Annotated in this window: 20 protein-coding genes; 14 read left to right on the forward strand and 6 right to left on the reverse strand. The window is 74.6% G+C overall.

The genetic code is table 11. From position 1 onward, the window contains the following. Positions 1–3: 3 nt before the first annotated feature. Genes QQS41_RS11330 through QQS41_RS11340 form a run of 3 tightly spaced genes read left to right on the forward strand, consistent with a single transcriptional unit; the run spans position 4 to position 3,646 of the window. Positions 4–1,749: a nickel-dependent hydrogenase large subunit gene (locus tag QQS41_RS11330; RefSeq protein WP_448852826.1), complete on the forward strand. Its 1,746-nt coding sequence runs from the start codon at positions 4–6 to the stop codon at positions 1,747–1,749. Beyond that, a complete protein-coding gene (cybH, locus tag QQS41_RS11335; protein WP_448852827.1) occupies positions 1,749–3,035 on the forward strand; it encodes a Ni/Fe-hydrogenase, b-type cytochrome subunit in 1,287 nt (428 codons plus the stop codon). The genes QQS41_RS11330 and cybH overlap by 1 nt, the downstream gene beginning before the upstream one ends. Continuing rightward, positions 3,032–3,646: a hydrogenase maturation protease gene (locus tag QQS41_RS11340; RefSeq protein ID WP_448852828.1), complete on the forward strand. Its 615-nt coding sequence runs from the start codon at positions 3,032–3,034 to the stop codon at positions 3,644–3,646. The genes cybH and QQS41_RS11340 overlap by 4 nt, the downstream gene beginning before the upstream one ends. 47 nt (positions 3,647–3,693) lie before the next feature. Here the strand turns inward: QQS41_RS11340 and QQS41_RS11345 are convergent, their stop codons facing one another. Further along, positions 3,694–4,080: a hydrogenase maturation nickel metallochaperone HypA/HybF gene (locus QQS41_RS11345; protein ID WP_448852829.1), complete on the reverse strand. Its 387-nt coding sequence runs from the start codon at positions 4,078–4,080 to the stop codon at positions 3,694–3,696. A gap of 24 nt (positions 4,081–4,104) precedes the next feature. Here QQS41_RS11345 and QQS41_RS11350 point away from each other — a divergent pair, with 24 nt between their 5' ends. Continuing rightward, positions 4,105–5,532: a nickel-dependent hydrogenase large subunit gene (locus QQS41_RS11350; RefSeq protein WP_448852830.1), complete on the forward strand. Its 1,428-nt coding sequence runs from the start codon at positions 4,105–4,107 to the stop codon at positions 5,530–5,532. A gap of 1 nt (position 5,533) precedes the next feature. Next, positions 5,534–5,770 carry a HypC/HybG/HupF family hydrogenase formation chaperone gene (locus QQS41_RS11355; RefSeq protein ID WP_448852831.1) on the forward strand — a complete coding sequence of 79 codons (237 nt, stop codon included), beginning with the start codon at positions 5,534–5,536 and terminating at the stop codon, positions 5,768–5,770. Positions 5,771–6,116: 346 nt separating this feature from the next. Here QQS41_RS11355 and QQS41_RS11360 read toward each other — a convergent pair whose 3' ends face one another. The 4 genes from QQS41_RS11360 to QQS41_RS11375 form a co-directional block, all read right to left on the reverse strand. After that, positions 6,117–6,857, reverse strand: a complete 741-nt coding sequence (locus QQS41_RS11360; protein ID WP_448852832.1) for a superoxide dismutase family protein — start codon at positions 6,855–6,857, stop codon at positions 6,117–6,119. Between the two features lie 274 nt (positions 6,858–7,131). Beyond that, entirely contained in the window at positions 7,132–8,010 is an 879-nt protein-coding gene (locus QQS41_RS11365; RefSeq protein WP_448852833.1) for a MaoC/PaaZ C-terminal domain-containing protein, read from the reverse strand. A gap of 41 nt (positions 8,011–8,051) precedes the next feature. Continuing rightward, on the reverse strand, positions 8,052–9,401 hold the full coding sequence (locus tag QQS41_RS11370) for a 3-oxoacyl-ACP reductase (protein ID WP_448852834.1): 1,350 nt from the start codon (positions 9,399–9,401) through the stop codon (positions 8,052–8,054). Positions 9,402–9,522: 121 nt separating this feature from the next. Continuing rightward, a complete protein-coding gene (locus QQS41_RS11375) occupies positions 9,523–10,839 on the reverse strand; it encodes an acetyl-CoA C-acetyltransferase (RefSeq protein ID WP_448852835.1) in 1,317 nt (438 codons plus the stop codon). A gap of 331 nt (positions 10,840–11,170) precedes the next feature. On the opposite strand from QQS41_RS11375, the gene QQS41_RS11380 reads away from it, so the two are divergent. The 6 genes from QQS41_RS11380 (at position 11,171) to QQS41_RS11405 (ending at position 17,642) form a co-directional block, all read left to right on the forward strand. Continuing rightward, positions 11,171–12,472, forward strand: coding sequence for an alpha/beta hydrolase (locus QQS41_RS11380; protein WP_448852836.1), 1,302 nt, complete (start codon positions 11,171–11,173; stop codon positions 12,470–12,472). A gap of 11 nt (positions 12,473–12,483) precedes the next feature. Continuing rightward, positions 12,484–13,377: a phosphoribosylaminoimidazolesuccinocarboxamide synthase gene (locus tag QQS41_RS11385; RefSeq protein ID WP_448852837.1), complete on the forward strand. Its 894-nt coding sequence runs from the start codon at positions 12,484–12,486 to the stop codon at positions 13,375–13,377. A gap of 17 nt (positions 13,378–13,394) precedes the next feature. Beyond that, positions 13,395–15,545, forward strand: a complete 2,151-nt coding sequence (locus tag QQS41_RS11390; RefSeq protein ID WP_448852903.1) for a S9 family peptidase — start codon at positions 13,395–13,397, stop codon at positions 15,543–15,545. Positions 15,546–15,551: 6 nt separating this feature from the next. After that, a complete protein-coding gene (bluB, locus tag QQS41_RS11395; protein ID WP_448852838.1) occupies positions 15,552–16,160 on the forward strand; it encodes a 5,6-dimethylbenzimidazole synthase in 609 nt (202 codons plus the stop codon). Between the two features lie 187 nt (positions 16,161–16,347). Beyond that, the gene (locus tag QQS41_RS11400) at positions 16,348–17,097 is read left to right on the forward strand and encodes a DUF2334 domain-containing protein (protein ID WP_448852839.1); all 750 of its coding nucleotides are present in this window, start codon (positions 16,348–16,350) and stop codon (positions 17,095–17,097) included. A gap of 53 nt (positions 17,098–17,150) precedes the next feature. Further along, positions 17,151–17,642, forward strand: coding sequence for a glutathione peroxidase (locus QQS41_RS11405; RefSeq protein ID WP_448852840.1), 492 nt, complete (start codon positions 17,151–17,153; stop codon positions 17,640–17,642). Here the strand turns inward: QQS41_RS11405 and QQS41_RS11410 are convergent. Beyond that, the gene (locus QQS41_RS11410; protein ID WP_448852841.1) at positions 17,639–18,778 is read right to left on the reverse strand and encodes a hypothetical protein; all 1,140 of its coding nucleotides are present in this window, start codon (positions 18,776–18,778) and stop codon (positions 17,639–17,641) included. The two genes, QQS41_RS11405 and QQS41_RS11410, sit on opposite strands and share 4 nt — an antisense overlap. Positions 18,779–18,890: 112 nt before the next feature. Between QQS41_RS11410 and purS the strand changes: the two genes are divergently transcribed. The 3 genes from purS to purL are packed head-to-tail and all read left to right on the forward strand — an operon-like array spanning position 18,891 to position 22,198. Then, a complete protein-coding gene (gene purS, locus QQS41_RS11415) occupies positions 18,891–19,133 on the forward strand; it encodes a phosphoribosylformylglycinamidine synthase subunit PurS (protein WP_448852842.1) in 243 nt (80 codons plus the stop codon). Further along, positions 19,130–19,801, forward strand: coding sequence for a phosphoribosylformylglycinamidine synthase subunit PurQ (purQ, locus tag QQS41_RS11420; RefSeq protein WP_448852843.1), 672 nt, complete (start codon positions 19,130–19,132; stop codon positions 19,799–19,801). Before purS ends, purQ begins: the two co-directional genes overlap by 4 nt. Before the next feature lie 24 nt (positions 19,802–19,825). Then, positions 19,826–22,198 carry a phosphoribosylformylglycinamidine synthase subunit PurL gene (gene purL, locus QQS41_RS11425; protein ID WP_448852844.1) on the forward strand — a complete coding sequence of 791 codons (2,373 nt, stop codon included), beginning with the start codon at positions 19,826–19,828 and terminating at the stop codon, positions 22,196–22,198. Positions 22,199–22,293 lie beyond the last annotated feature (95 nt).

A 22,293-nucleotide genomic window follows, 5' to 3' on the forward strand; every position in this document is an offset into this window, starting at 1 on the left:
CCGATGGCCACCGAACGACTCGTCATCGACCCCATCACCCGCATCGAAGGCCACCTGCGCATCGAGCTCGAGCACGGCGGCGGGGAGATCACCGACGCCTGGGCGGAGACCACCCAGTACCGCGGCATCGAGCAGATCGTCCGCGACCGCGACCCCCGCGACGTGTGGGCGTTCGTCGGCCGCATCTGCGGCGTGTGCACCGGCGTCCATTCCATCGCCTCCGTCGCGGCGGTGGAGGACGCCATCGGCTCGCAGCCGCCGACGCAGGCCCGCCTCATCCGCGACCTGGTGCTCGGCAGCCAGGAGGCCCACGACCACGTCGTGCACTTCTACCACCTGCACGCCCTGGACTGGGTCAACGTCGTCAGCGCCGCGGAGGCCGACCCGCAGAAGGCCGTCGAGTTCGCGCAGTCCATCGACTCGACGTGGAAGGGCAACACCCTGGAGAAGTTCCGGGCGGTGAAGGAGAAGCTCCGCCAGGTCCTCGATTCCGGGCAGCTGTCCATCTTCACCGGCGGCTACTGGGACCACCCCGACTACCGCCTGCCGCCGGAGGCGAACCTCATGGCGGTGTCGCACTACCTCGACGCCCTGGAGTTCCAGCGCTCCATCATCCGCATCAACACGGTCTTCGGCGGCAAGAACCCGCACCCGAACTTCCTGGTCGGCGGCATGGCCTGCTCGATCGACACGGAGAAGTCGGAGACGGTCAACCAGGTCCACCTGGACCAGGTGAAGGCGTGGACGCAGGAGATCGTGGACTTCGTCCACGGCTGCTACGTCCCGGACGCGCTGGCCATCATGGAGGTCTACAAGGACTACTTCGACATCGGCGCCGCCGCCCCGAACTTCCTGGCGGTCGGTATGGCCGGCGCGACGTTCTCCGGCGACCCGAACACCGCCCGCGTCCCCACCGTCCACTCGGAGATCCGCCCCGGCGTCATCCTCGACGGCGACTACACGCGGCTGCACCCGTTCGACCCGGCGCTCATCGAGGAGTACGTCTCCTCCGCCTGGTACGAGTACTCCGAGGGCGACGACAGGGGCCTGACCCCGGACGTCGGCGAGACGATCCCGAAGTACACCGGCCCCACCCCGCCGTACGAATGGCTGGGCGACCGGGAGAAGTACACGTGGTCGAAGGCACCGCGCTACGACGGCCACCCCGTCCAGGTCGGCCCCGTCGCCCGCGTCCTGCTGGCCTACCTGCAGGACGAGCCGGGCACGCGCCGCCTCGTGGATCACGCCATCGAGCGGTACGGCATCACCGTCGACAAGCTCAACTCCACCGGCGGCCGCACCCTCGCGCGCGCGGTCGAGGCGGCGACGGCGGCCGACTACCTGGCGCAGGTGACGCTGCCGACCTTCATCGAGAACCTGAAAAAGGGCGACATCGACGTCTTCGACGCCACGAAGTGGGAGCCGGAGACGTGGCCGGAGGACTGCCGCGGCGCCGGCTACGTCGAGGTCGCCCGCGGCATGCTCAGCCACTTCGTGCACGTCGAGGGCGGACGCGTCCGCAACTACCAGGCCGTCGTCCCCACGACGTGGCTGGCGGGCGGCCGCGACCCGAAGGGGCAGCTCGGCCCCTACGAGGAGGCGCTCGCCGGCGGCGGCCACCCCCTGGCCGACCCGGAGCAGCCGGTGGAGGTGCTGCGCACCATCCACTCCTTCGACCCCTGCATGGCCTGCGCCGTGCACGTCCTGGACGCGGAGGGGTCGGAGCTGTTCAGGACGGTGACGCAGTGATGTCCGCCCCCGAGGTGCCCCGGCTGCACGTCGCCGACGTGCGCTCCCTCGGCGGCTACGGCGCCGACGAGCTGCTGACGCTCGCGGCGGCCGCCCCCGCCGGCGCCGACGACCCCGTCGACCGGGCGCTGGCGGAGGCCGTCATCGCGGAGACCCGCGCCCGCGGCATCGTCGTCGACGACGCCGACTTCCTGCCCGCCGACGCGGGCCGGCCGTACTCCACGGCCCTCGTGCGCGGCGCGGGCCGCGACGGCGGCGACCTGTCCGTCGTCCGCGGCGACCCCGACGCCGTCGCCGCCCTGTGCCGCCGCGACCCCGGCGACGCCCGCGCCTGGGCCCGCCAGGTCGAGGGCATGCAGGGCCGCAACTGGCGGCCCGTCGCCGTCGCCGTCGCGCCGGTGCCGGACGGCGCGGAGTTCGCCCCGGGTGCGCGTCCGGCCGCCGGGTCCGCGGACGCCGCCGCGGCGCGTGACGACGCCCCCTCCGGCGGCGCCGCCCCGGACGGCGGCCCCGCCTACGAGCTCGAGGGCTTCGCCGGCATCGCGCTCGGCCCCGCCCCGGAGACGGCCCGGCCGGCCTCGGAGGAGCCGGGCTGGATCCGCGTGGACCTGTGGAGCGCCTCGCTGCGCTTCCAGCACTGGGCGTCGGTGCTGCTCATCGTCATCATGAGCGTCACCGGCTGGTACATCATGGACCCGTTCTTCGGCCCGCAGCCGGGGGCGCCGGGGGAGACCGGCTTCCTCATGGGCTGGATCCGGTTCATCCACATCCTCGCCGGGTTCCTGTGGTGCGGCGTGGCGCTGGCGCGGCTGTTCCTGCTGTTCTTCGCGAAGGGCCGCCAGTCTCGCTGGCGGGCCCTGTGGCCGCTGTACAACAGGCGGGACGTGCGGCACCTGTGGGAGACGACGCAGTTCTACCTGTTCCTGCGCAAGGAGGGGCCGCTGTTCCTCACCCACAACCCGCTGCAGCAGATCTCCTACACCGGCGTCTACGTCATGTGCCTGCTGCAGGTGCTGACGGGCCTGGCGCTGTTCGGCCTGTACGACCAGTCGAACTGGTTCCTCATGGTGCTGTCGTACCCGGTGCACTGGGTGGGCGTCCCGGTGGTGCGGCTGGTGCACACGCTCATCATGTTCATCCTGTGGGTGTTCGTGATCATCCACGTGTACCTGGTGCTGCGCGCCGACGCGGTGGAGAAGCACGCGGGCCTGTCCGCCATGGTCAACGGCGGCATGTGGATCCGCTCCGACGCGAAGCCGGTCGACGCCGACCGGATCGGCCCGTGACCCCGCGCGCCACGGTGCTGGGGGTGGGCAACCCGGTGATGGGCGACGACGCCACCGGGCTCGCCCTGCTGCGTCTCCTGCGTGACGACGTCGCGGGCGCGCGCCGCGGCCCCGGTCCCGCGCCGGGCGCCGACGCGCTCGTGGGCCTGAGCTCCTTGGCCGGCCCGGGCGCCCCGTCCGAGCCGGGGCTCGGGGATCCGGGCGCGCCGGGCGTCGTCGGGCGGGGGACCGTCGGCGGCATGGACGTGGAGTTCGTGGAGGGCGGCACGTCCGGCCTGGAGCTCGTCGACGTCGTCGCCGGCGCCGACAGCCTCCTGGTGCTCGACGCGGTCACCGGCATGGGGGAGCCGGGCACCGTCGTGGAGCTGGAGGGCGACCAGGTGCCGCGGATGCTGAAGGCCCGGCTGTCGCCGCACCAGGTCGGCCTGCTGGACCTGCTGGCGACGGCGAAGCTGCTGGGCCGGGAGCCGCGCCGCCTCGCCGTCGTGGCGGTGGAGGCGAAGTCCGCCGACATGGTCGTCGGGCTGTCGGACGAGGTGGCGGCGGCGCTGCCGGAGGCGGCGGCGCGGGCGCGCGCCCGGCTGGACGCATGGGCGGCCGAGGGGGAGTGACCGGCGCGGCCGCTCAGCCGTCGGCGCCGGGGGAGCGGGGCCCGTCGTCACGCGATTCGGGGGGGTTCGCGGGTGCCGTCGTCGGGCTCCCCGTCGGGGACGTCGACGTCGATCTCGCGGACCTCGAACTCGCGGCCGCGGCGCAGGTCCGCCGTCGGGAAGCCGCACACGGGGCAGGACAGCGCGAAGTACTCGTCGATCTTCCGCTCCGCCGCGCACGAGGGGCACCACACGGCGGCGGGCACGCGCTCGACGTCGAGCTCCGCGCCCTCGCAGCAGCCGCCCGCCGCGGCGATGGGCCATGCGGCGGCGAGGGCCTCCGGGACGACGCCCGACCGGTCGCCCACCCGCAGCGCGATACGGTGGACGCGGCGCCCTCCGGCGGCGTCGCCGACGGCGGCGACGACCCCGGTGAGCAGGCCCAGTTCATGCATGATCCCGATTATGGCAGGTGGACGATGAGCGACGGACGCGCCCGGATGACCCTGGACCTCGGCCAGCTGGTCGACCCGTTCGAGGCCCGCATCGTCGTGGACCGGGACGCCTCCGGCGGCGTCGCCGCCGCCCGCTTCGACCTGTCCGGCCTGCCGCGCCTGGACCCGGTGCTCGCCGGCCGCGACGTCGCCGGCGTGCCCGACACCGTGAAGATGCTGTGCGGGCTGTGCCCCGTCGCCCACCACCTGGCGGGCGTGCGCGCCCTGGAGTCGGCGGACGCGGGAGCGGGGGAGCGCGACGCGGCCGGGGTGCGCGACGCGGCGGGTGCGCGTGACGACGGGGCGTCCGCGGCGCCCCTCCCCGCCGGCGCCGACGCCGTGCGCCGTCTGCTGCACCACGGCTCGATGCTCGACCAGATCGCCCCGCGGCTGCTGGGCCTCGACCGCGACGCCGCCGTCGCCCTGAAGAAGCTGGGCAAGGCCGCCATGGCCGCCGCCGGCTGCCCCGGCCACTTCCCGGACGTCGCCGTGCCCGGGGGCGTCCGCGGCCCCGCCGACGCGGCGCTGCTGGAGGAGCTCGCGGAGACCGCCCCTGCAGCCGCCGACCGCGCGGCGGAGCTCGCCGCCCGGGCGGCGGACGCGGACGGGGCGTGGGAGGACCGGTGGGACGGGTGGAACGTCGTCCTCGCCGACGCCGCCGGCGGCATCGACCCGCTGGGCGACCACGTCCTCGCCGTCCGCGGCGGCGACCGCGTCCTGCTGCCGCTGCCGGACTTCGACGCCCGCGTCGCCGAGACCCGCCCCGGCGACGCCGCGCCCCGGCCCGTCCTCGACCTGCCCGGCCACGGGCCCGTCGAGTACCGCGTCGGCCCCGTCGCCCGCTCCCGCGCCGCGGGCCTCGCCGACGGCCCGGCGGCCGCGCAGGCGCGCACGCTGGCGGAGTCGGCGGCGGCGGTGGCGGGGCTCGTCGTCACGCGGCGCGGCGACCTGCTGGGCGCGGAAACCCCGGATGCGGCCGGGCGCGGCTGGGACGCCGGCGCCCCGGTGCGCGGCGTCGGCGCGGTCGACGGGCCGCGCGGCCTGCTGGTCCACGCCTACGACGGCGACGGGGCCGGGCGGCTGGCGTCGTGCCGCATCCTCACGCCGACGGCCCAGAACGAGCCGTGGCTGGCGCGGATGCTCGCCGACGCCGTCGCCGCCGTGTCCGGGGACCCCGCGTCCGGGGACGCCGCGTCCGGGGACGCCGCGTCCGGGGGTGCCCCGGGCCGGGCGTACCCTGGGCTGGAGACGGCCATCCGCGCCGCCGACCCGTGCCTGCCGGTCAGCTCCGCCCCCGCCGGGGCGATGGGGCTGACGGTCGAGGACGCGCCGGCGGACGCGGGAGCCGTGGACGAGCCGGGCGGCGACGGGGCCGCCGGCACCAGCGCGGACGAGCGGAAGGAGGGCGCCTGACATGTGCATCGGGGTGCCCGCCCGCATCACCGCCATCCGGGACGGCCTCATGCCGATGGCGGATCTGGAGGTCGACGGCGACGTCCGGACCTGCTGCCTGGCCTACGTGCCGGAGGCGGAGGTCGGCGATTACGTCATCGTCGCCAACGGCTTCGCCATGACCGTCGTCTCCGCGGAGGACGCCGCCGCCTCGCGCGAGACGTTCGCACAGCTCCGGGAGGCGGAGGGGCGCCGGTAGGGCGCGCCGCGGTCGTGCTGCGGCGGCGCGCGGGCTCATCGGTCGCAGCGCCGCGCCGGGTGCCGGGGTCGCCCCGGAGGCGCGGCCCGGTTTGGCGCCGGATCACGCGGGCAAACCGCGCTTCGTGGCCAGCAGTCCACCGGATCGGGTGGAGACGACCTGGGGAAACGTCGCGTGGGGCGGTGGTTCGCTGGCCATCTGCGCACGAGTGCCCGACGGGGTGCCCGCAGGGCCGCGATCGCGCGGGCTGGACGGCGTGGCCGGGTGCGGTGCGTGACGACGCCCGCCGCCCTGACGCGTCGCGCAACCCCGCCGCCTGGACGGGGAGCCGCCGGTACCGCCGCGGTTACGCCGGGGCGATGACGCCGCAGAGCGCGCGGGCCCCGGCGTCACCGGTCTTCATCGTGTCGGCGTCCGGGCCCTCCGGCGCGTAGCGCTCCGGGACGTTGCCGAAGTTGTCGGCGCCCTCGTGCACGATGACCGCCGAACCGTCGGCGTCCAGCAGCAGCTCCCGGGTCAGGCGGTCCGTGACGACGGTCAGCTCCGCCGTCCCGTCCTCCTTCACCAGCAGCGGCGGCAGGTCGCCGGCGTGGCCGACGGTCGGCTCGCCGGGCTTCCGCGGCTGCCCCTCGCCGGCGCGGTGGTGGTCGCCGTGAGGGCCGGCGATGTGGCTGCCGGAGGAGTTGAAGTCGCCGGGCTCGCCGCCGCCCGGGGCGACCGAGTTCGGCTCGCACAGGCCGATCTCGTGCAGGTGCATGCCGTGGAACCCCGGCGTCAGGCCCTGCGCGCGGACGGTGACGGCGACGCCGCCGGGCCCGTCCGCGAACTCCACGTCGCCGGCCTCGGCGCCGTCGGCCTTCACGAGCTTCGCGGTCGCCCACGGGGCGGCCTCCGGGGCCTCCTCCCCGGAGGAGGCGGGGGAGGAGACCTCCGCGGCGGCGGAGCTGGCCGCCCACTGCGCGTTGTCGCGGGCCTCCTCGTCGGCGCCGTCGCCGCAGGCGGTCAGGACCAGGGCGGCGGCCGCGGCGGGCACCAGGGCGGCGGCGCGGCGGGCGCGGGCGGTGCGGCGGCTGAGTCGGTCGGTCATGTCGGCTCCTTCCCGGGGCGCGGGGCCCCGAACGGGGACGGCGGGAACGCCCCGACCGTAGCAGCGCCCCCGCCGCCCCCGCGGCCCCCGGGGAGCGTCCGGGGGAGCCCCGCGGCCCCGCGGGAAGCCGCCGGGGGAGGCCGCGCGCCCCCGGCGCGCGGCCGGGGCGGGTGCCGTCGTCAAGCGATGCCCGCGCATGACGACGGGGCCCGGGGAGGGCGAACCTCCCCGGGCCCCGTGGCCTGCCCCGCGCCGCGTGCGCGGGATGTGCGCGCTACACCGGGCGGATGGAGCCGGTGAAGTGGGCGCGCTTCTTCTTCCGGTTCCACGCCACGATGTCCATGGCGGGCTCACCCGGGCGGCCGGCGCGGGTGATGGCCACCGGCACCGTCGCGGGCAGCGTCACCGGGGCGCCGAAGGAGATGGAGAACTCCCAGCGCTTCCCGGCCGGAACGCCGGACTCCGCCAGCGCGCGCGAGGCGGTGTACATGCCGTGGGCGATGGCGCCCGGCATGCCCAGCGCCTTCGCCGACAGGCCCGTGATGTGGATCGGGTTCCAGTCGCCGGACACCTTCGCCCAGCGGCGGCCCGTGTCCGCCGGCAGGCGCCACAGCGCCGTCGGCGACGGGGCGCGGAACCTCGTCCGCTCCGACGGGGCGGCCTCCTCGGCGTCCTTCAGGCGGACGCCCTTGGCCAGGTACACCGACTCCTCCTCGACCAGCACGCGGTCGCCGCCGGCCTCGGTGACGGTCGCCGTCAGGACGACCTCGGTGCCCGCGCGGTGCGCGCGGAAGCGATCGACGCGGACCTCCAGGTCCACCTCGGAATCCAGCGCCACCGGCGCCAGCTGGCGGTACGTGTTGTCGGTGTGGACCAGGCCCATCATCGGCAGCGGGAAGTCGCCCGCCGCCATGAGCTGCATCTGCACCGGCATGATCAGCGCGTGGACGTGGCCGAAGAAGGCCTCGCCCGTCTCGGGGGCGCCGGCCAGCGCGCGGAACTCCGCGTCGCGGTCCGCCGGCACGGCGACGCCGCGCACCGCCAGCGCCGGGGTGGCCAGCTCGACGGAGTTGGGGCGCTTCTTCGCCGCGCCGACGGCGGCCTTGGCGTACAGCGGGGCCAGCGAGGGCACCGCGTCCAGGGTCTTCGTCATGGGTTCTCCTTCCGGGGTCGGGCTCGGATCGTCGCCGGGGACTAGGCGCCGACGATGTTCTGGCCGCAGACGCGCAGCACGTGGCCGTTGACGCCCAGGCCCTGATCGGAGACCAGGTAGGAGATGGCGTTGGCGACGTCGCCCGGCTGGCCGCCCTGCTGCAGGGAGTTCACGCGGCGCGCGACCTGGCGGTTGACGAACGGGATGGCGGCGGTCATCTCGGTCTCGATGAAGCCCGGGGCGACGGCGTTGACGTTGCCGCCCTTGGCCGCCAGGTCGTCGGCGAGGGCCTCGACCATGCCGATGACGCCGGCCTTGGAGGCCGCGTAGTTGGTCTGGCCGCGGTTGCCGGCGATGCCGGAGGTGGACGCCATGGTGGCGATGCGCGGGGAGTCCTGGAACGCCGGGTGCGCCAGCAGCTGGGCGTTCATCTTCAGCTGCGCCTCGATGTTCACGGCGATGACGGCGCCCCACTTGGCGTCGTCCATGTTGGCCAGCAGCTTGTCGCGGGTGATGCCGGCGTTGTGGACGATGATGTCCAGCTTGCCGTAGCGCTTCTGCGCCGCGTCCGCGATGTTGTTGCCCGCGTCGTCCGCGGTGATGTCCTGCTGCAGGGCCAGGCCGCCGACCTCGTTGGCGACCTTCGACAGGGCCTCGCCGGCGGCGGGCACGTCGATGGCGATGACCTTCGCGCCGTCGGCCGCGAGCTGCTTGGCGATCGCGGCGCCGATGCCGCGGGCCGCGCCGGTGACGGCGGCGACCTTGCCGGCCAGCGGCTTGTCCCAGTCCTCCGGCAGGGAGCCGTTGGAGGAGGTGACGCGCAGGAACTGGCCGTCGACGAAGGCGGAGCGGCCGGAGAGGAAGAAGCGAAGGGCGGAGACGACCGACGGGGCGGTGACGTCGACGCCGTCGTGGACGAGGATGCCGTTGGCGGTGGAGCCGCCGCGGACCTCGTGGCCCAGGGAGCGGACGATGCCCTCGACGCCGCCGCGCAGCGCGGCCGCCGCGACGTCCTCCAGGGCCGGGTCCTTCGCGCGGGACACGAAGACGACGCGGCCGCCCTTGTCCAGCTTCTTCAGGTGCTTCGCGGCCGCCAGGACCGGGGCCTGCAGGTCGGTCGGGCGCTCGGCCTCGGTGAGGACGACGACGATGGCGCCGACCTTGTCGTCGGCGGCCTCGCCGCGGCGGACGTGCAGGTCCCACTCGCGCAGCTGCTCGGCGATGAGGTCGGAGTCGTGGCCGTGGCCGGTGACCAGCACGACCTCGTTCTTCAGGACCGGGTCGCCGGCCTTGTGGCGGCGCAGGTACGGGGGCTGCGGGAGACCGAGGGACTTCGCGGCGCCGGTGAGCGGGCCGCCGTTGACGAGCTCCTGGTACTTGTCCTTGGCCATGGTTCGGGTGTTCTCCTTCGTGTGGTGCGTCTGTGTCTGCGTCGGGTGCGCCCCGCTCATGCGGGTCCGTCCGGGCGGGGCGCTCGTGCGGCGCCCCCGCGGGCGCGGGGGCGGGGTGCGGTTACGGGCGGGCCTCGAGGATGGCGACGACGCCCTGGCCGCCGGCGGCGCACACGGAGATGAGGCCGCGGGTGGTCTTGCCGGTCTCGTCGGCCTTGGCGCGCAGCATCTTCGCCAGGGTGGCGGCGATGCGGGTGCCGGTGGCGGCGAACGGGTGGCCGCAGGCCAGCGAGGAGCCCTTGACGTTCAGCTTGGCGCGGTCGATGGAGCCGAGCGGCTTGTCCAGGCCGAGCTTCTCCTTGCAGAACTCCGCGTCCTCCCAGGCCTTCATGGTGGACAGGACGGTGCCGGCGAAGGCCTCGTGGATCTCGAAGAAGTCGAAGTCGTCGAAGGTCAGGCCGTTGCGGGCCAGCAGGCGCGGGGTGGCGTAGGCCGGGGCCATGAGCAGGCCCTCGTCGCCGTGGACGAAGTCGACGGCGGCGGCCTCCTGGTCGACGATGTCGGCCAGCACCGGCAGGCCGCGCTCGGCCGCCCACTCCTCGGTGGAGATGAGCAGGGCGGAGGCGCCGTCGGTCAGCGGGGTGGAGTTGCCGGCGGTCATGGTCGGCTCGGCGTCGAGGGAGCGGCCGAAGGCCGGCTTCAGCTTCGCCAGCTTCTCGACGGTGGAGTCCGGGCGGAGGTTGGTGTCGCGGGAGACGCCCTTGAACGGGGTGACCAGGTCCTCGAAGAAGCCCTCGTCGTAGGCCTTCGCCAGGTTCTGGTGGGAGGCGGCGGCGAGCTCGTCCTGCTCGGCGCGGGTGACGCCCCACTTGGCGGTGGTGATGGCCTGGTGCTCGCCCATGGACAGGCCGGTGCGCGGCTCGCCGGTGGACGGGGCGGCCGGCGCGAGGTCGGCCGGGCGCAGGGAGCCGAAGATCTTCACCTGGTCGATCGGCTTCTTGGCGCGGGAGGCGTCGAGCAGCTTGCGGCGCAGGGAGTCGGAGACGGCGATCGGGGCGTCGGAGGTGGTGTCGACGCCGGAGGCGATGCCGGAGTCGATCTGGCCGAGCTTGATCTTGTTGGCGATGGAGCCCATGGCCTCCATGCCGGTGGCGCAGGCCTGCTGGACGTCGAAGGCCGGGGTGGCCGGGTCGAGCGAGGAGCCGAGGATGCACTCGCGGACGAGGTTGAAGTCGCGGGAGTGCTTGAGCACGGCGCCGCCGGCGACCTCGCCCAGGCGCTCGCCGGCCAGGCCGAAGCGCGAGACCAGGCCGTCGATGGCGGCGGTCAGCATGTCCTGGTTGGAGGCGTGGCTGTACTCCTTGTTGGAGCGGGCGAAGGGGATGCGGTTGCCGCCGACGATGACGGCGCGGCGCGGCTTCTGGGTCTCGTTCGTCATTGTGACTGGTGCTTTCCTGTTCGGAGGGTGTGACGTGAATAACTAAAAAGAACACTACGTAGCCGAGGCCCCTCTGTCACCCCATTTCGCCGACGTGCCCCGCCGGGTCACCCCGGGCCCGCCCCCGGGGATGGCCCGGGGTGCCTCCCGCGCCGCGCCCTCCGTGGCCCCGATCACGGGATGCGCCTCGCGCGCGCGTGCGCGTGTATTGATGAACGGATGGGCGTCGTGCGCTCCCTCCCCCTGACGGGGACCGGCCCCCGCCTGGTGCTGCTGGCGGTGCGGGCCGCGTGCGTCGTCAGGCTCTGCGCGCGTCCCCCGCGCGCGAGGCGTGACGACGGCGACCCGGTCCGCGTGCCCGCCCGCCACTGGCGGCGCCGGGCCGCCTGGCCGGTGCTCGGGGCGGCGGCCGCGACGGCCCTCGGCGCGTGGCTGCTGCTGGAGGTCGTGTGGCGGCCGCTGCCCGACCGCATCGACGCGGGGCTCTACGCCGCCGCGGGCGCGCTGGTCGCCGCGGTGGGCCTCGTCGTCGCCCGGTGGTCGATGGGGCGGCGCCGGGCGCTGGCGTGGACGGGCCCGGTGTTGGCGGCGGTCGTCGTCGCCTGCCTGGGCATGGCCAACGCGGCGTACCACCTGTATCCGACGGTCGGCGCGCTCGCCCCGGCGGACGCGCCCCGCGAAATCGCGCTTGACGACGTGCCCCGCGCCGCCGCCGACCCCCGCGGCGCGCCCGTGGCGGACTGGTGGGAGGCGCCGGAGGGCATGCCGCGCCTGGGCGCCGTCGTCACGCTCCCCCTGGAGGCGCCGGCCTCGGGGCTCCGCGCGCGACGCGAAGGTCTACCTGCCGCCGGCCTACTTCGCGGACCCGCGGCCGCGGCTGCCCGTCGTCGTGCTCATGCACGGCGTGCCGGGGTCCCCGGAGCAGTGGTTCGACATCGGCCGCGCCGGCTCGGCCCTCAACCGGTGGGCGCAGGATCACGGCGGGCTGGCGCCCGTCGTCGTCGCCGTCGACGCCAACGGCGGCGAAGCGTGGGGCGACACGCTGTGCGTCGACTCGCCGCACGGCCGGGCCCGGACGTACCTGACGGCCGACGTGCCGGCCGCCGTGAAGAAGCTCTTCGACGTCGACCCCGACCCGCGTTCGTGGGCCATCGGCGGCCTGTCGCGCGGCGGCACCTGCGCCCTGCAGACGGCGCTGGCCGCCCCGGACGTCTACCGCACGTTCCTGGACATGTCGGGCGAGCTGCACCCGCTGTCGGGGGACCGGCGGGAGACCGTCGGCAAGTACTTCGGCGGCGACGAGCGCGCCTACGAGGCGGAGGACCCCGCGGCGCGGCTGGAGCGGGAGGCGAAGGAACCGACCGGCGCGTGGCGCGGCGTCGGGGGGGGCTGTTCATCGCCGGCGTCGACGACGAGCCGGCCGTCGCGGACCTCACGGAGCTGCACCGCCGCGCGGAGGCCGCGGGCATCCGCTCGGAGTACCTGGAGCTGCCCGGCGGCCACACGTGGGAGGTGTGGGGGCCCGGCTTCGCGGGGTCCCTGGACTGGCTCGGCCGCAGGCTGGGGCTGGCGCCGGGGGAGTGAGAAGGGGAGGGGGACCCGCCGCGGGGCGGGCTCCCGGGCCGGGGTCTAGACTCTTCCCCCATGCGACCCGAACTCTCCTCGTACGCCCACCTGTCCGCGGGAAAGGTCCGCGAGATCTACGAGATCGATGACCGGACCATGCTGATGGTGGCCAGCGACCGGATCTCCGCCTACGACCACATCCTGGATACGGAGATCCCCGACAAGGGCCGGGTCCTCACCGCCATGAGCGTCCACTGGTTCGAGGCCATCGACTTCCCGAACCACCTCGCCGGCCCCGCCGACGACGAGCGCATCCCCGAGGAGTCCCTCGGCCGCGCGCTGGTGTGCCGCAAGCTGGACATGCTGCCGTTCGAGGCCGTCGTCCGCGGCTACCTCACCGGCTCCGGCCTGAAGGAGTACCGCGAGACCGGCTCCGTCTGCGGCATCGAGCTGCCGGAGGGCCTCACCGAGGGCTCCAAGCTGCCGGAGCCGATCTTCACCCCGGCGACGAAGGCGGAGCTCGGCGACCACGACGAGAACGTCAGCTTCGACCGCGTCGTCGACGACCTGGGAGAGAAGCGCGCCGAAGAGCTGCGCGACGCCGCCCTGGCCATCTACCGCCAGGCCGCCGCCGCGGCGCTGGAGCAGGGCATCATCCTCGCCGACACGAAGTTCGAGTTCGGCGTCGACGCCGACGGCGTGCTCGTGCTCGCCGACGAGGTGCTCACCCCGGACTCCTCCCGCTACTGGCCGGCCGACGGCCACGAGGAGGGCCAGCCCAGCCCGTCCTTCGACAAGCAGTACGTCCGCGACTGGCTGACCGGCCCGAAGTCCGGCTGGGACAAGGACGCCGGCGGGCCGCCGCCGGCCCTGCCCCGCGGCGTCGTCGAGGCGACCCGCGAGCGCTACATCGAGGCCTACGAGCGCATCTCCGGCCTCCGCTTCGCCGACTGGATCGGGGAGTCCGCGTGAGCGCCGGCCGCGACGACCTGACCGACGCCGCGGCCGAGACCGACGCCGCGCCCGCCGCGCCGACCGCGGCGCCCGTCGCCAGGAAGGTCCCGCACGTCCGCGAGCGCCACGGCCGCACCTTCGCCGACGACTACGAGTGGATGCGCGAGAAGGAGTCCCCGGAGCTCCGCGCGCACCTCGAGGCGGAGAACGCCTGGACCGACGCGCAGCTGGCGGACCAGGAGGAGCTGCGGGAGGCCATCTTCGGCGAGATCAAGGCCCGCACGCAGGAGACCGACATGTCGGTGCCGGTGCGCTCCGGCGCCTGGTGGTACTACTCCCGCACCGTGGAGGGCCGCTCCTACGGCATGAGCTGCCGCATGCGCGCCGACGGCGACGACTGGACGCCGCCGGAGATCCCCGTCGACGCCGGCGCGGAGCCGGTGCCGGGCGAGGAGGTGCTGCTGGACCTCGACGCGATGGCGGAGGGCCACGAGTTCTTCTCCCTCGGCGCCGCCTCGGTGTCCGTCGACGGCAACCTGCTGGCGTACTCCGTCGACGTCGTCGGCGACGAGCGCTACGACCTGCGCGTCAAGGACCTGCGCACCGGCGAGGTGCTGGACGACGAGATCCGCGGCATCGCCCCCGGCGCCACCTGGATCGGCGAGGAGTGGCTGTTCTACCAGCGCGTCGACGACGCCTGGCGGCCCGACTCCGTGTGGCGCCACCGCGTCGGCACGGACCCGGCCGACGACGTCCGCGTGTTCCACGAGGCCGACGAGCGGTTCTGGACCGGCGTCGGCACGACCCGCTCCGAGCGGTTCCTCATCGTGGAGGCGGGCTCGAAGGTCACCTCCGAGACCTGGTACCTCGACTGCTCCGACCCGACCGGCAAGCTGGCGTGCGTCCGCCCGCGCGAGACCGGCGTGGAGTACGACGTCGACCACGCCGTCGTCGACGGCCGCGACCTGTGGCTGGTCACCCACAACCTGACCGGCCCGAACTTCGCGCTGGGCTCGTGCCCGGTCGGCTCGTTCGACGGGGTCGGCGACCTGGAGGAGCTCGTCGCCCACCGCGACGACCGCCGAGTGGAGGGCGTCGACTGCTTCGCCGGCCACATCGTCGTCGCGTACCGCTCGGGCGGCATCGGCCGCCTGGCGCTGCGCGTCCTCGGCGACGCCGATGACGGGGAGTTCCACGAGATGGAGTTCGCTGAGGAGCTGTACAGCGCGGGAACGGGCGCCAACCCGGAGTGGGAGGCCCCGGTGCTGCGCTACGGCTACACGTCCTTCGTCACGCCGCAGGAGGCGTGGCAGCTGGACGTCGCCACGGGCGACCGGATGCTGCTGAAGCGCAAGCCGGTGCGGGACTACGACCCGGCCGACTACGTCGCGGAGCGCCGCTGGGTCACCGCGGCCGACGGCGCGGAGATCCCGGTCAGCCTGGTGCGCCGCGCGGACCTGGACGTCACCCGCCCGAATCCGCTGGTGCTGTACGGCTACGGCAGCTACGAGATGGCGATGGACCCGGGCTTCTCCGTGGCGTCGCTGTCGCTGCTGGACCGCGGCATGGTCTTCGCGTTCGCGCACATCCGCGGCGGCGGCGAGATGGGCCGGTCCTGGTGGGAGAACGGCCGGGGCCTGACGAAGAAGAACACGTTCACCGACTTCGTCGCCGTCGCCGACCATCTGCTGCAGACGGGCTGGACCACCCGCGACCGGATGGTGGCGCTCGGCGGCTCCGCCGGCGGCATGCTCATGGGCGCCGTCGCCAACATGGCGCCGGATCGCTTCGCGGGCATCCAGGCGGTCGTGCCGTTCGTCGACCCGCTGACCTCCATCCTCATGCCGGAGCTGCCGCTGACGGTGACGGAGTGGGACGAGTGGGGCGACCCGTACCACGACCCGGAGGTGTACGACTACATCGCGTCGTACGCGCCGTACGAGAACATCCGCGACGACGTCGACTACCCGGCGATCCTCGCGGTGACCTCGCTGAACGACACGCGCGTGCTGTACGTGGAGCCGGCGAAGTGGGTGGCGAAGCTGCGCGAGCGCGCCCACGGCGGCCCGTTCCTGCTGCGCTGCGAGATGTCCGCCGGCCACGGTGGCGTCTCCGGCCGCTACGCCCGCTGGCGCCAGACCGCGTTCGAGTACGCGTGGCTGGTGCGCACCGCGGGCGCGGCGTAGGCCGCGATGGAGCTGTACGAGGCGATCGGCCGCCGCCGCGACGTCCGCCGCGAGTTCAGCGGAGAGGTGCTTGACGACGATCGCCTGATGCGCATCCTCGCCGCCGGCCACTCGGCGCCGTCGGTCGGCCTGTCACAGCCGTGGGACTTCCACGTCGTCCGCCGCCCGGAGCGGCTCCGCGCGTTCGCGGACCACGTGGCGGGGTGCCGGGAGGACTTCGCCCGGTCCCTGCCGCCGGAGCGCCGCGAGGTGTTCGACCCAATCCGCATCGAGGGGATCGTGGAGGCCGGCACGGGCGTCGTCGTCACGTACGACCCCTCGCGCGGCGGGCCGCACGTGCTCGGCCGCGCCACCGTCGCGGACACCGGCCTGATGTCGGTGGCGCTGGCGATCCAGAACAAGTGGCTGGCGGCGACGGCGGAGGGCGCGGGCATCGGCTGGGTGTCCTTCTACCGGGAGGAGTTCCTGGCGGACTTCATCGGCGCGGAGGCCCCGGTGCGGCCGGTGGCGTGGCTGTGCCTCGGCCCCGTCACGCACCTGGCGGAGGTCCGCGACCTGGAGGCCTTCGGCTGGCGGCGCGGGCTGCCGCTCGGCGACGTCGTGCACTTCGACTGACGCCGGGGCGGGCACCGCCGTCACGCGACGGCCCGGGCGCGGCGGGGTCCCGTCGTCACGCGATGACGCGGAGCACTCCGCGCGGGCGGCGGATGCGGTGCCCCGGAACCGTCGTTACGCCAACGTTCACCGCGCGGGCTCCCCGCGGTTCACCGGGGGTTCATGCGCGCGGGGCACCATCGCGGGCATGACGGGGACGCAGGAGATGCAGCGAATCGGGCGGGCCACGACCGGGGACGACCGGGGGCCCGCCCTCGTCGTGTCCCTGTCCGGGGTGCGGGACGAGTTCCTGCTGGACGCCGCGCGGTTCATCTCCCGGATGGGGGAGCGGGGCGTCGCCCCGGCGCTGCTCGTCGCCCCGTACTCCGGCAAGGACTGGTCCCTGCGCCGCTCGCCGGCGGTGCTGGAGTGGACGCGCCGCCGCCGGGACGAGGGCTCCGAGCTGCTGCTCGCCGGCTTCGACCAGACCGCGAAGGGCCGCCGCGCGGAGTTCGCGTCGCTGGACGCGCACGAGGCGCGGCTGCGGCTCACCGCCGCCACCCGGCAGATGCGCGCCCTGGGGCTGGAGACGGACCTGTTCGCCCCGCCGCGGTGGGCGATGTCCCCCGGCACCCTCGAGGTGCTGCCCGACCTGGGCTTCCGCGTCGCCGCCGACCTGTACGGCGTCCACGACCTGGCCACCGGCGCCACCGACCCGACCCGCGTGCTGGCGATGGGCGAGGGCTTCGGCGCCGCCGCCTGGTGGCGCCGCGCGCTGCGCGCCTCCGTGGAGCGCAACATCGCGGAGGGCCGCCCCATCCGCCTGTCCGTCTCCGCGAAGAAGCTGCGGGACGAGAAGGTGCGGCGCGCCGTCATCCGCGTCGTCGACCGGGCTCTCAACGCCGGGGCCCGCCCCGTCGGCTACTCCCGGGTGCCGCTGCAGCGCATGGCGGCGTAAAAGCGCCGTTTCCGCGGGTGACGGACCGCGGGGCCGTGGGTAGGGTCGCGGGCATGAGCGAGCTCTACGACGTTCCGGTGACCACCATCGACGGCCGCGAGGCGACCCTCGGCGACTGGGCGGGGCATGTCCTGCTCATCGTCAACACCGCCTCCGAGTGCGGCTACACCGACCAGTACGGCACCCTCCAGGAGCTGTGGGACGAGTACTCCCCGCGCGGGTTCTACGTCCTCGGCTTCCCCTGCAACCAGTTCGGCGGGCAGGAGCCGGGCTCCGACGAGGAGATCGCGTCCTTCGTCGACGAGTCCTTCGGCGTCACCTTCCCGATGTTCTCCAGGTGCGACGTCAAGGGCGCCGACGCGCACCCCCTGTTCCAGCTGCTCACCGAGCAGCCCGACGCCGACGGCGAGGCCGGCGACGTGAAGTGGAACTTCGAGAAGTTCGTCGTCGACGACTCCGGCGAGATCGTCGGCCGCTTCCGCTCCGACGTCGAGCCCGACGACGACGCGATCATCGAGGTCATCGAGGACAACCTGCCGGTCTAGGCGGGGCCGTCCCCGCCTTCCTCAGGGGCGGGCGCCGCGGACTCCGCGGGGCCGTCCCCGTCCTCCTCGGGGTCGCGCGCCGCGGACCCGTCGGGGCCGTCCTCCGGCTCGCGCGCAGGGGACCCCTCCGCGCCCTCCGCGGGCTCCCGCCAGCGCGACGGCCCGGCCGCGGCGCCGGCCTCCTCCGCCGCCCGGTCGCGGGCCGAGCCCGCCCCGGCGGCCCGGGAGGCGTCGCGCTCCATCCGCTGCCGCTCCAGCTCCGCCGTCCGGCCGAAGCCGAGGATGCCGGAGCGCCCGCGCAGCCCCATCGCGTCGACGGAGACCTCCCCGTCGCGGAACCCCGCGACCGTGATGTCCCGGTCGAAGACGCCCACGACGACGCGCGCGTCGGGGCCCACCGGACCGGGCCCGTCGAACAGGACGATGTCGCCGACCTCCGGCATGTAGTCGTCGTCCGAGGTGAAGGCGCCCCGGTCGCGCAGCGCCGACTCCAGCTCCGCCACCGACGTCGTCGACCAGGGTGCGCCTGACGACGTGCCGTCGCCGCGCACGGGCAGCCCCGCCTCGGCGAGCACCCAGGACGCGAAGACCGCCGACTCGTCCGGGTCGGCGTCGCCGCGGCGCGCGTCCTCCCCGGCGCGCTCGGCGCCGTCCGGATCCACCGGCGGCTCCTCCGGCGCGGCGTCCTCCGCGTCGACGCGGCCGCCGGGGCCGTTCCCGGTTCCCGCGGCGCCGGTGCTGTCGCCCCCGTCCGCTCCGTTCGGGCCCGCCGCGGGATCGTCGGCCGGGACCTCGTCCGGGGCGGCGGCGTCGCCGCCGGGATCCTGGCCCGTGTCGCCGACGCCCACGCCCGGGAAGTCGCCGACCGGGTCGTCGTCGACCTGCGCCGCGACGATGGCGACGATGGCGCGCTGGTGCTCCGGCGCGTTCGGGTCGATGCCCGGCATCGCGGCCGGGAACGCCAGCCAGCGCACCGGCGCGAACAGGACGGTGAGGGCGGACAGGGCGAACACCGCCGCCAGCGCGATGAGGCCCCAGGGCCGGCGGGTGCGGCGGGGCGCGCCGGAGGGGGCGTCGTCGTGCGCGGCGCGGCCGCCGCGGCCCGCGCCCGCGGCGTCGTCGGCGTCGTCGGACATGGTGGCGAGGGTAGACGCAGGGGAGGGGGACCGTCACGCGGGGACTGCCCATGTCGGGGCGGCGGGTAGAGTGTGCCCCGAGTCAGCACCCACGAGCAGCGAGGAGTCCCGCGTGGCCCGAGTAGTTGTCAATGTCATGCCCAAGGCCGAGATCCTGGACCCGCAGGGCCAGGCGGTGCACCGGGCGCTGGGGCGCATCGGCGTCTCCGGCGTCTCCGACGTCCGCCAGGGTAAGCGCTTCGAGCTCGAGGTGGACGAGACGGTGACCAACGCCGACCTCGACAACCTCGCCGCCACCCTCCTGGCCAACACGGTCATCGAGGACTACGAGGTGGTGCGGGAGGCGGAGGCGTGACGGCGAAGATTGGCGTCATCACCTTCCCCGGCACCCTCGACGACGTCGACGCGGCCCGCGCGGCCCGCCTCGCCGGCGCGGAGGTCGTCGACCTCTGGCACGCCGACGCGGACCTGAAGGGCGTCGACGCGGTCGTCGTCCCGGGCGGCTTCTCCTACGGCGACTACCTGCGCTCCGGCGCGATCTCGTCGCTCGCCCCCGTCATGCAGTCCGTCATCGGCGCCGCCCACGGCGGCATGCCGGTGCTGGGCATCTGCAACGGCTTCCAGATCCTCACCGAGGCCGGCCTGCTGCCGGGCGCCCTCACCCGCAACGAGGGCCTGCACTTCGTGTGCCGCGACCTCGTGCTCACCGTGGAGAACACGGACACGGCGTGGACCAACACGCTGGAGCGGGGGCAGGGCATCCTCATCCCGTCGAAGCACGGCGAGGGCCGCTTCCAGGCCGCCCCCGACACCATCCGGGAGCTGGAGGAGGAGGGCCGCGTGGTCTTCCGCTACCGCGAGAACCCCAACGGCTCCGTCAACGACATCGCCGGCGTGTGCAGCGCCGACGGCCGCGTCGTCGGCCTCATGCCGCACCCGGAGCACGCCGTCGAGAAGCTCACCGGCCCGTCGCTCGACGGCCTCGAGCTGTTCCTGTCCGCCGTCGCCCACGTCGGCGCCTAGCCGGACGCGGGAGGAGAAGCCACCATGACCGACATCCACGTCCACGACGACACCGTCGACAACGCCGCCGCGACCCCCGACCAGGAGCAGCCCTGGGCCGAGCTGGGCCTCAAGGAGGACGAGTACGCCCGCATCCGCGAGCACCTCGGCCGCCGCCCCACCGACGCCGAGCTGGCCATGTACTCCGTCATGTGGTCGGAGCACTGCAGCTACAAGTCCTCGAAGGTGCACCTGCGCTACTTCGGCGAGACGACCACCGACGCCATGAAGGAGAAGATGCTCGCCGGCATCGGCGAGAACGCCGGCGTCGTCGACATCGGCGACGGCTGGGCCGTCACCTTCAAGGTCGAGTCCCACAACCACCCGTCCTACGTCGAGCCGTACCAGGGCGCCGCCACCGGCGTCGGCGGCATCGTCCGCGACATCATGGCCATGGGCGCCCGCCCGGTCGCCGTGATGGACCAGCTGCGCTTCGGCCCGGCCGACGCCCCCGACACCCAGCGCGTCCTGCCGGGCGTCGTCTCCGGCGTCGGCGGCTACGGCAACTGCCTGGGTCTGCCGAACATCGGCGGCGAGACCGTCTTCGACGCCTCCTACGCCGGCAACCCGCTGGTCAACGCCCTGTGCGTCGGCGTCCTGCCGGTCGACGACCTGCACCTGGCCTTCGCCTCCGGCGAGGGCAACCGCGTCATCCTGTTCGGCTCCCGCACCGGCCTCGACGGCATCGGCGGCGTGTCCGTCCTGGCGTCCGACACGTTCGAGGAGGGCGCCGAGCGCAAGCTCCCCGCCGTCCAGGTCGGCGACCCGTTCGCCGAGAAGGTGCTCATCGAGTGCTGCCTCGACCTGTACAAGGCCGGCGTCGTCGTCGGCATCCAGGACCTCGGCGGCGCCGGCCTGTCCTGCGCCATCTCCGAGCTCGCGGCCTCCGGCGACGGCGGCATGGAGGTCGACCTGGACAAGGTCCACCTCCGCGCCGAGAACATGACCGCCGCCGAGATCCTGTCGTCGGAGTCGCAGGAGCGCATGTGCGCCGTCGTCAAGCCCGAGGACGTCGACCGCTTCATGGAGATCTGCGCGAAGTGGGACGTCATCGCCTCCGACATCGGCGTGGTGACTGACGGCGAGCACCTCGTCGTCACGCACGGCGGCAAGGTCGTCGTCGACGCCCCGCCGAAGACCATCGCCGACGAGGGCCCGACCTACCACCGCCCCTACGCCCGCCCGGAGTGGCAGGACGCGCTGCAGGAGGACCCGCAGCTCGAGCGCCCGGCCGCCGACGCCCTGCGGCAGCTGGTGCTGGACATGGCCGCCTCCCCGGCGCTGTGCTCCCGCGCCCACATCACCGAGCAGTACGACCGCTACGTGCGCGGCAACACCGTCGCCGCCCTGGACTCCGACGCCGGCGTCCTGCGCGTCAACGAGGAGACGGGCCGCGGCATCGCCGTCGCCACCGACGCCTCCGGCCGCTACACCCAGCTCGACCCCCGCACCGGCGCCCGCCTGGCGCTCGCGGAGGCCCACCGCAACGTCGCCGTCACCGGCGCGAAGCCGTACGCCGTGTCCAACTGCCTGAACTTCGGCTCCCCGGAGAACCTGGACGTCATGTGGCAGTTCTCCGAGGCCGTCCGCGGCCTCGCCGACGGCGCCGCGGAGCTCGCGGTGCCGGTCACCGGCGGCAACGTGTCGTTCTACAACCAGACGGGCGACGACCCGATCCTGCCGACGCCGGTCATCGCCGTGCTCGGCATCATGGACGACGTGGAGAAGGCCATCGGCGGCCGCCTCGGCACCGCCGAGGACGAGGTGCTGTTCCTGCTCGGCGAGACCCGCGACGAGTTCGGCGGCTCCATCTGGCAGCAGGTCGCCCACGACGCCCTCGGCGGCCTGCCGCCGCAGGTCGACCTGTCCGACGAGGAGCGCCTCGTGGAGTTCTTCCACGGCACCATCGCCCGCGACGGCGCCCACATGGCGTCCGCCGCCCGCGATCTGTCCGAGGGCGGCCTCGCCCAGGTGCTGGTCGAGGCGCTGGCGCAGTCCGGCCTCGGCGCCGAGGTCGACCTCTCCGCCGTCGCCGCCGACCCGTTCGTCGCCCTGTTCTCCGAGTCCGCGTCCCGCGCCCTCGTCGCCGTCCCCGCGGACCGCGCCGACGCGCTGGCCGCCCGCGCGGAGGAGGCCGGCGTCCCCGCCGCCCGCATCGGCCGCGTCATCGCCGAGCCGGAGCTGCGCGTCACCGGCGGCGCCGAGTTCACCATCCCGGTCGCCGAGCTCGAGGAGGCCTGGCGCTCCACGCTGCCGCGCCTGTTCGCGCACGCCGCCGGCGCCAACTCGGTCGTCGAGGCCGAGGAGGACCCGGAGCTCGACGCCACCGACGCCGGCGCCGCCCGCGTCGACGACTAGCCGGCGCCGCCCGCGCCGGCGTCCAGCCGTCGACGGGCGCCCGCCGCCACCGGGCCCGGCCGCCATGGCCGGGCCCGGACCCGATCCCGCACCCT

It is taken from the genome of Corynebacterium sp. 335C, from assembly GCF_053525695.1.

Coding starts and splice junctions, on each gene's coding strand:
- QQS41_RS11410 (WP_448852841.1), bottom strand. CDS start 18,778: ATGTCCGACGACGCCGACGACGCCGCGGGCGCGGGCCGCGGCGGCCGC.
- QQS41_RS11405 (WP_448852840.1), top strand. CDS start 17,151: ATGAGCGAGCTCTACGACGTTCCGGTGACCACCATCGACGGCCGCGAG.
- QQS41_RS11350 (WP_448852830.1), top strand. CDS start 4,105: ATGAGCGACGGACGCGCCCGGATGACCCTGGACCTCGGCCAGCTGGTC.
- QQS41_RS11385 (WP_448852837.1), top strand. CDS start 12,484: ATGCGACCCGAACTCTCCTCGTACGCCCACCTGTCCGCGGGAAAGGTC.
- QQS41_RS11365 (WP_448852833.1), bottom strand. CDS start 8,010: ATGACGAAGACCCTGGACGCGGTGCCCTCGCTGGCCCCGCTGTACGCC.
- QQS41_RS11345 (WP_448852829.1), bottom strand. CDS start 4,080: ATGCATGAACTGGGCCTGCTCACCGGGGTCGTCGCCGCCGTCGGCGAC.
- QQS41_RS11330 (WP_448852826.1), top strand. CDS start 4: ATGGCCACCGAACGACTCGTCATCGACCCCATCACCCGCATCGAAGGC.
- QQS41_RS11355 (WP_448852831.1), top strand. CDS start 5,534: ATGTGCATCGGGGTGCCCGCCCGCATCACCGCCATCCGGGACGGCCTC.
- bluB (WP_448852838.1), top strand. CDS start 15,552: ATGGAGCTGTACGAGGCGATCGGCCGCCGCCGCGACGTCCGCCGCGAG.
- QQS41_RS11360 (WP_448852832.1), bottom strand. CDS start 6,857: ATGACCGACCGACTCAGCCGCCGCACCGCCCGCGCCCGCCGCGCCGCC.
- QQS41_RS11400 (WP_448852839.1), top strand. CDS start 16,348: ATGACGGGGACGCAGGAGATGCAGCGAATCGGGCGGGCCACGACCGGG.
- purL (WP_448852844.1), top strand. CDS start 19,826: ATGACCGACATCCACGTCCACGACGACACCGTCGACAACGCCGCCGCG.
- QQS41_RS11375 (WP_448852835.1), bottom strand. CDS start 10,839: ATGACGAACGAGACCCAGAAGCCGCGCCGCGCCGTCATCGTCGGCGGC.
- cybH (WP_448852827.1), top strand. CDS start 1,749: ATGTCCGCCCCCGAGGTGCCCCGGCTGCACGTCGCCGACGTGCGCTCC.
- QQS41_RS11370 (WP_448852834.1), bottom strand. CDS start 9,401: ATGGCCAAGGACAAGTACCAGGAGCTCGTCAACGGCGGCCCGCTCACC.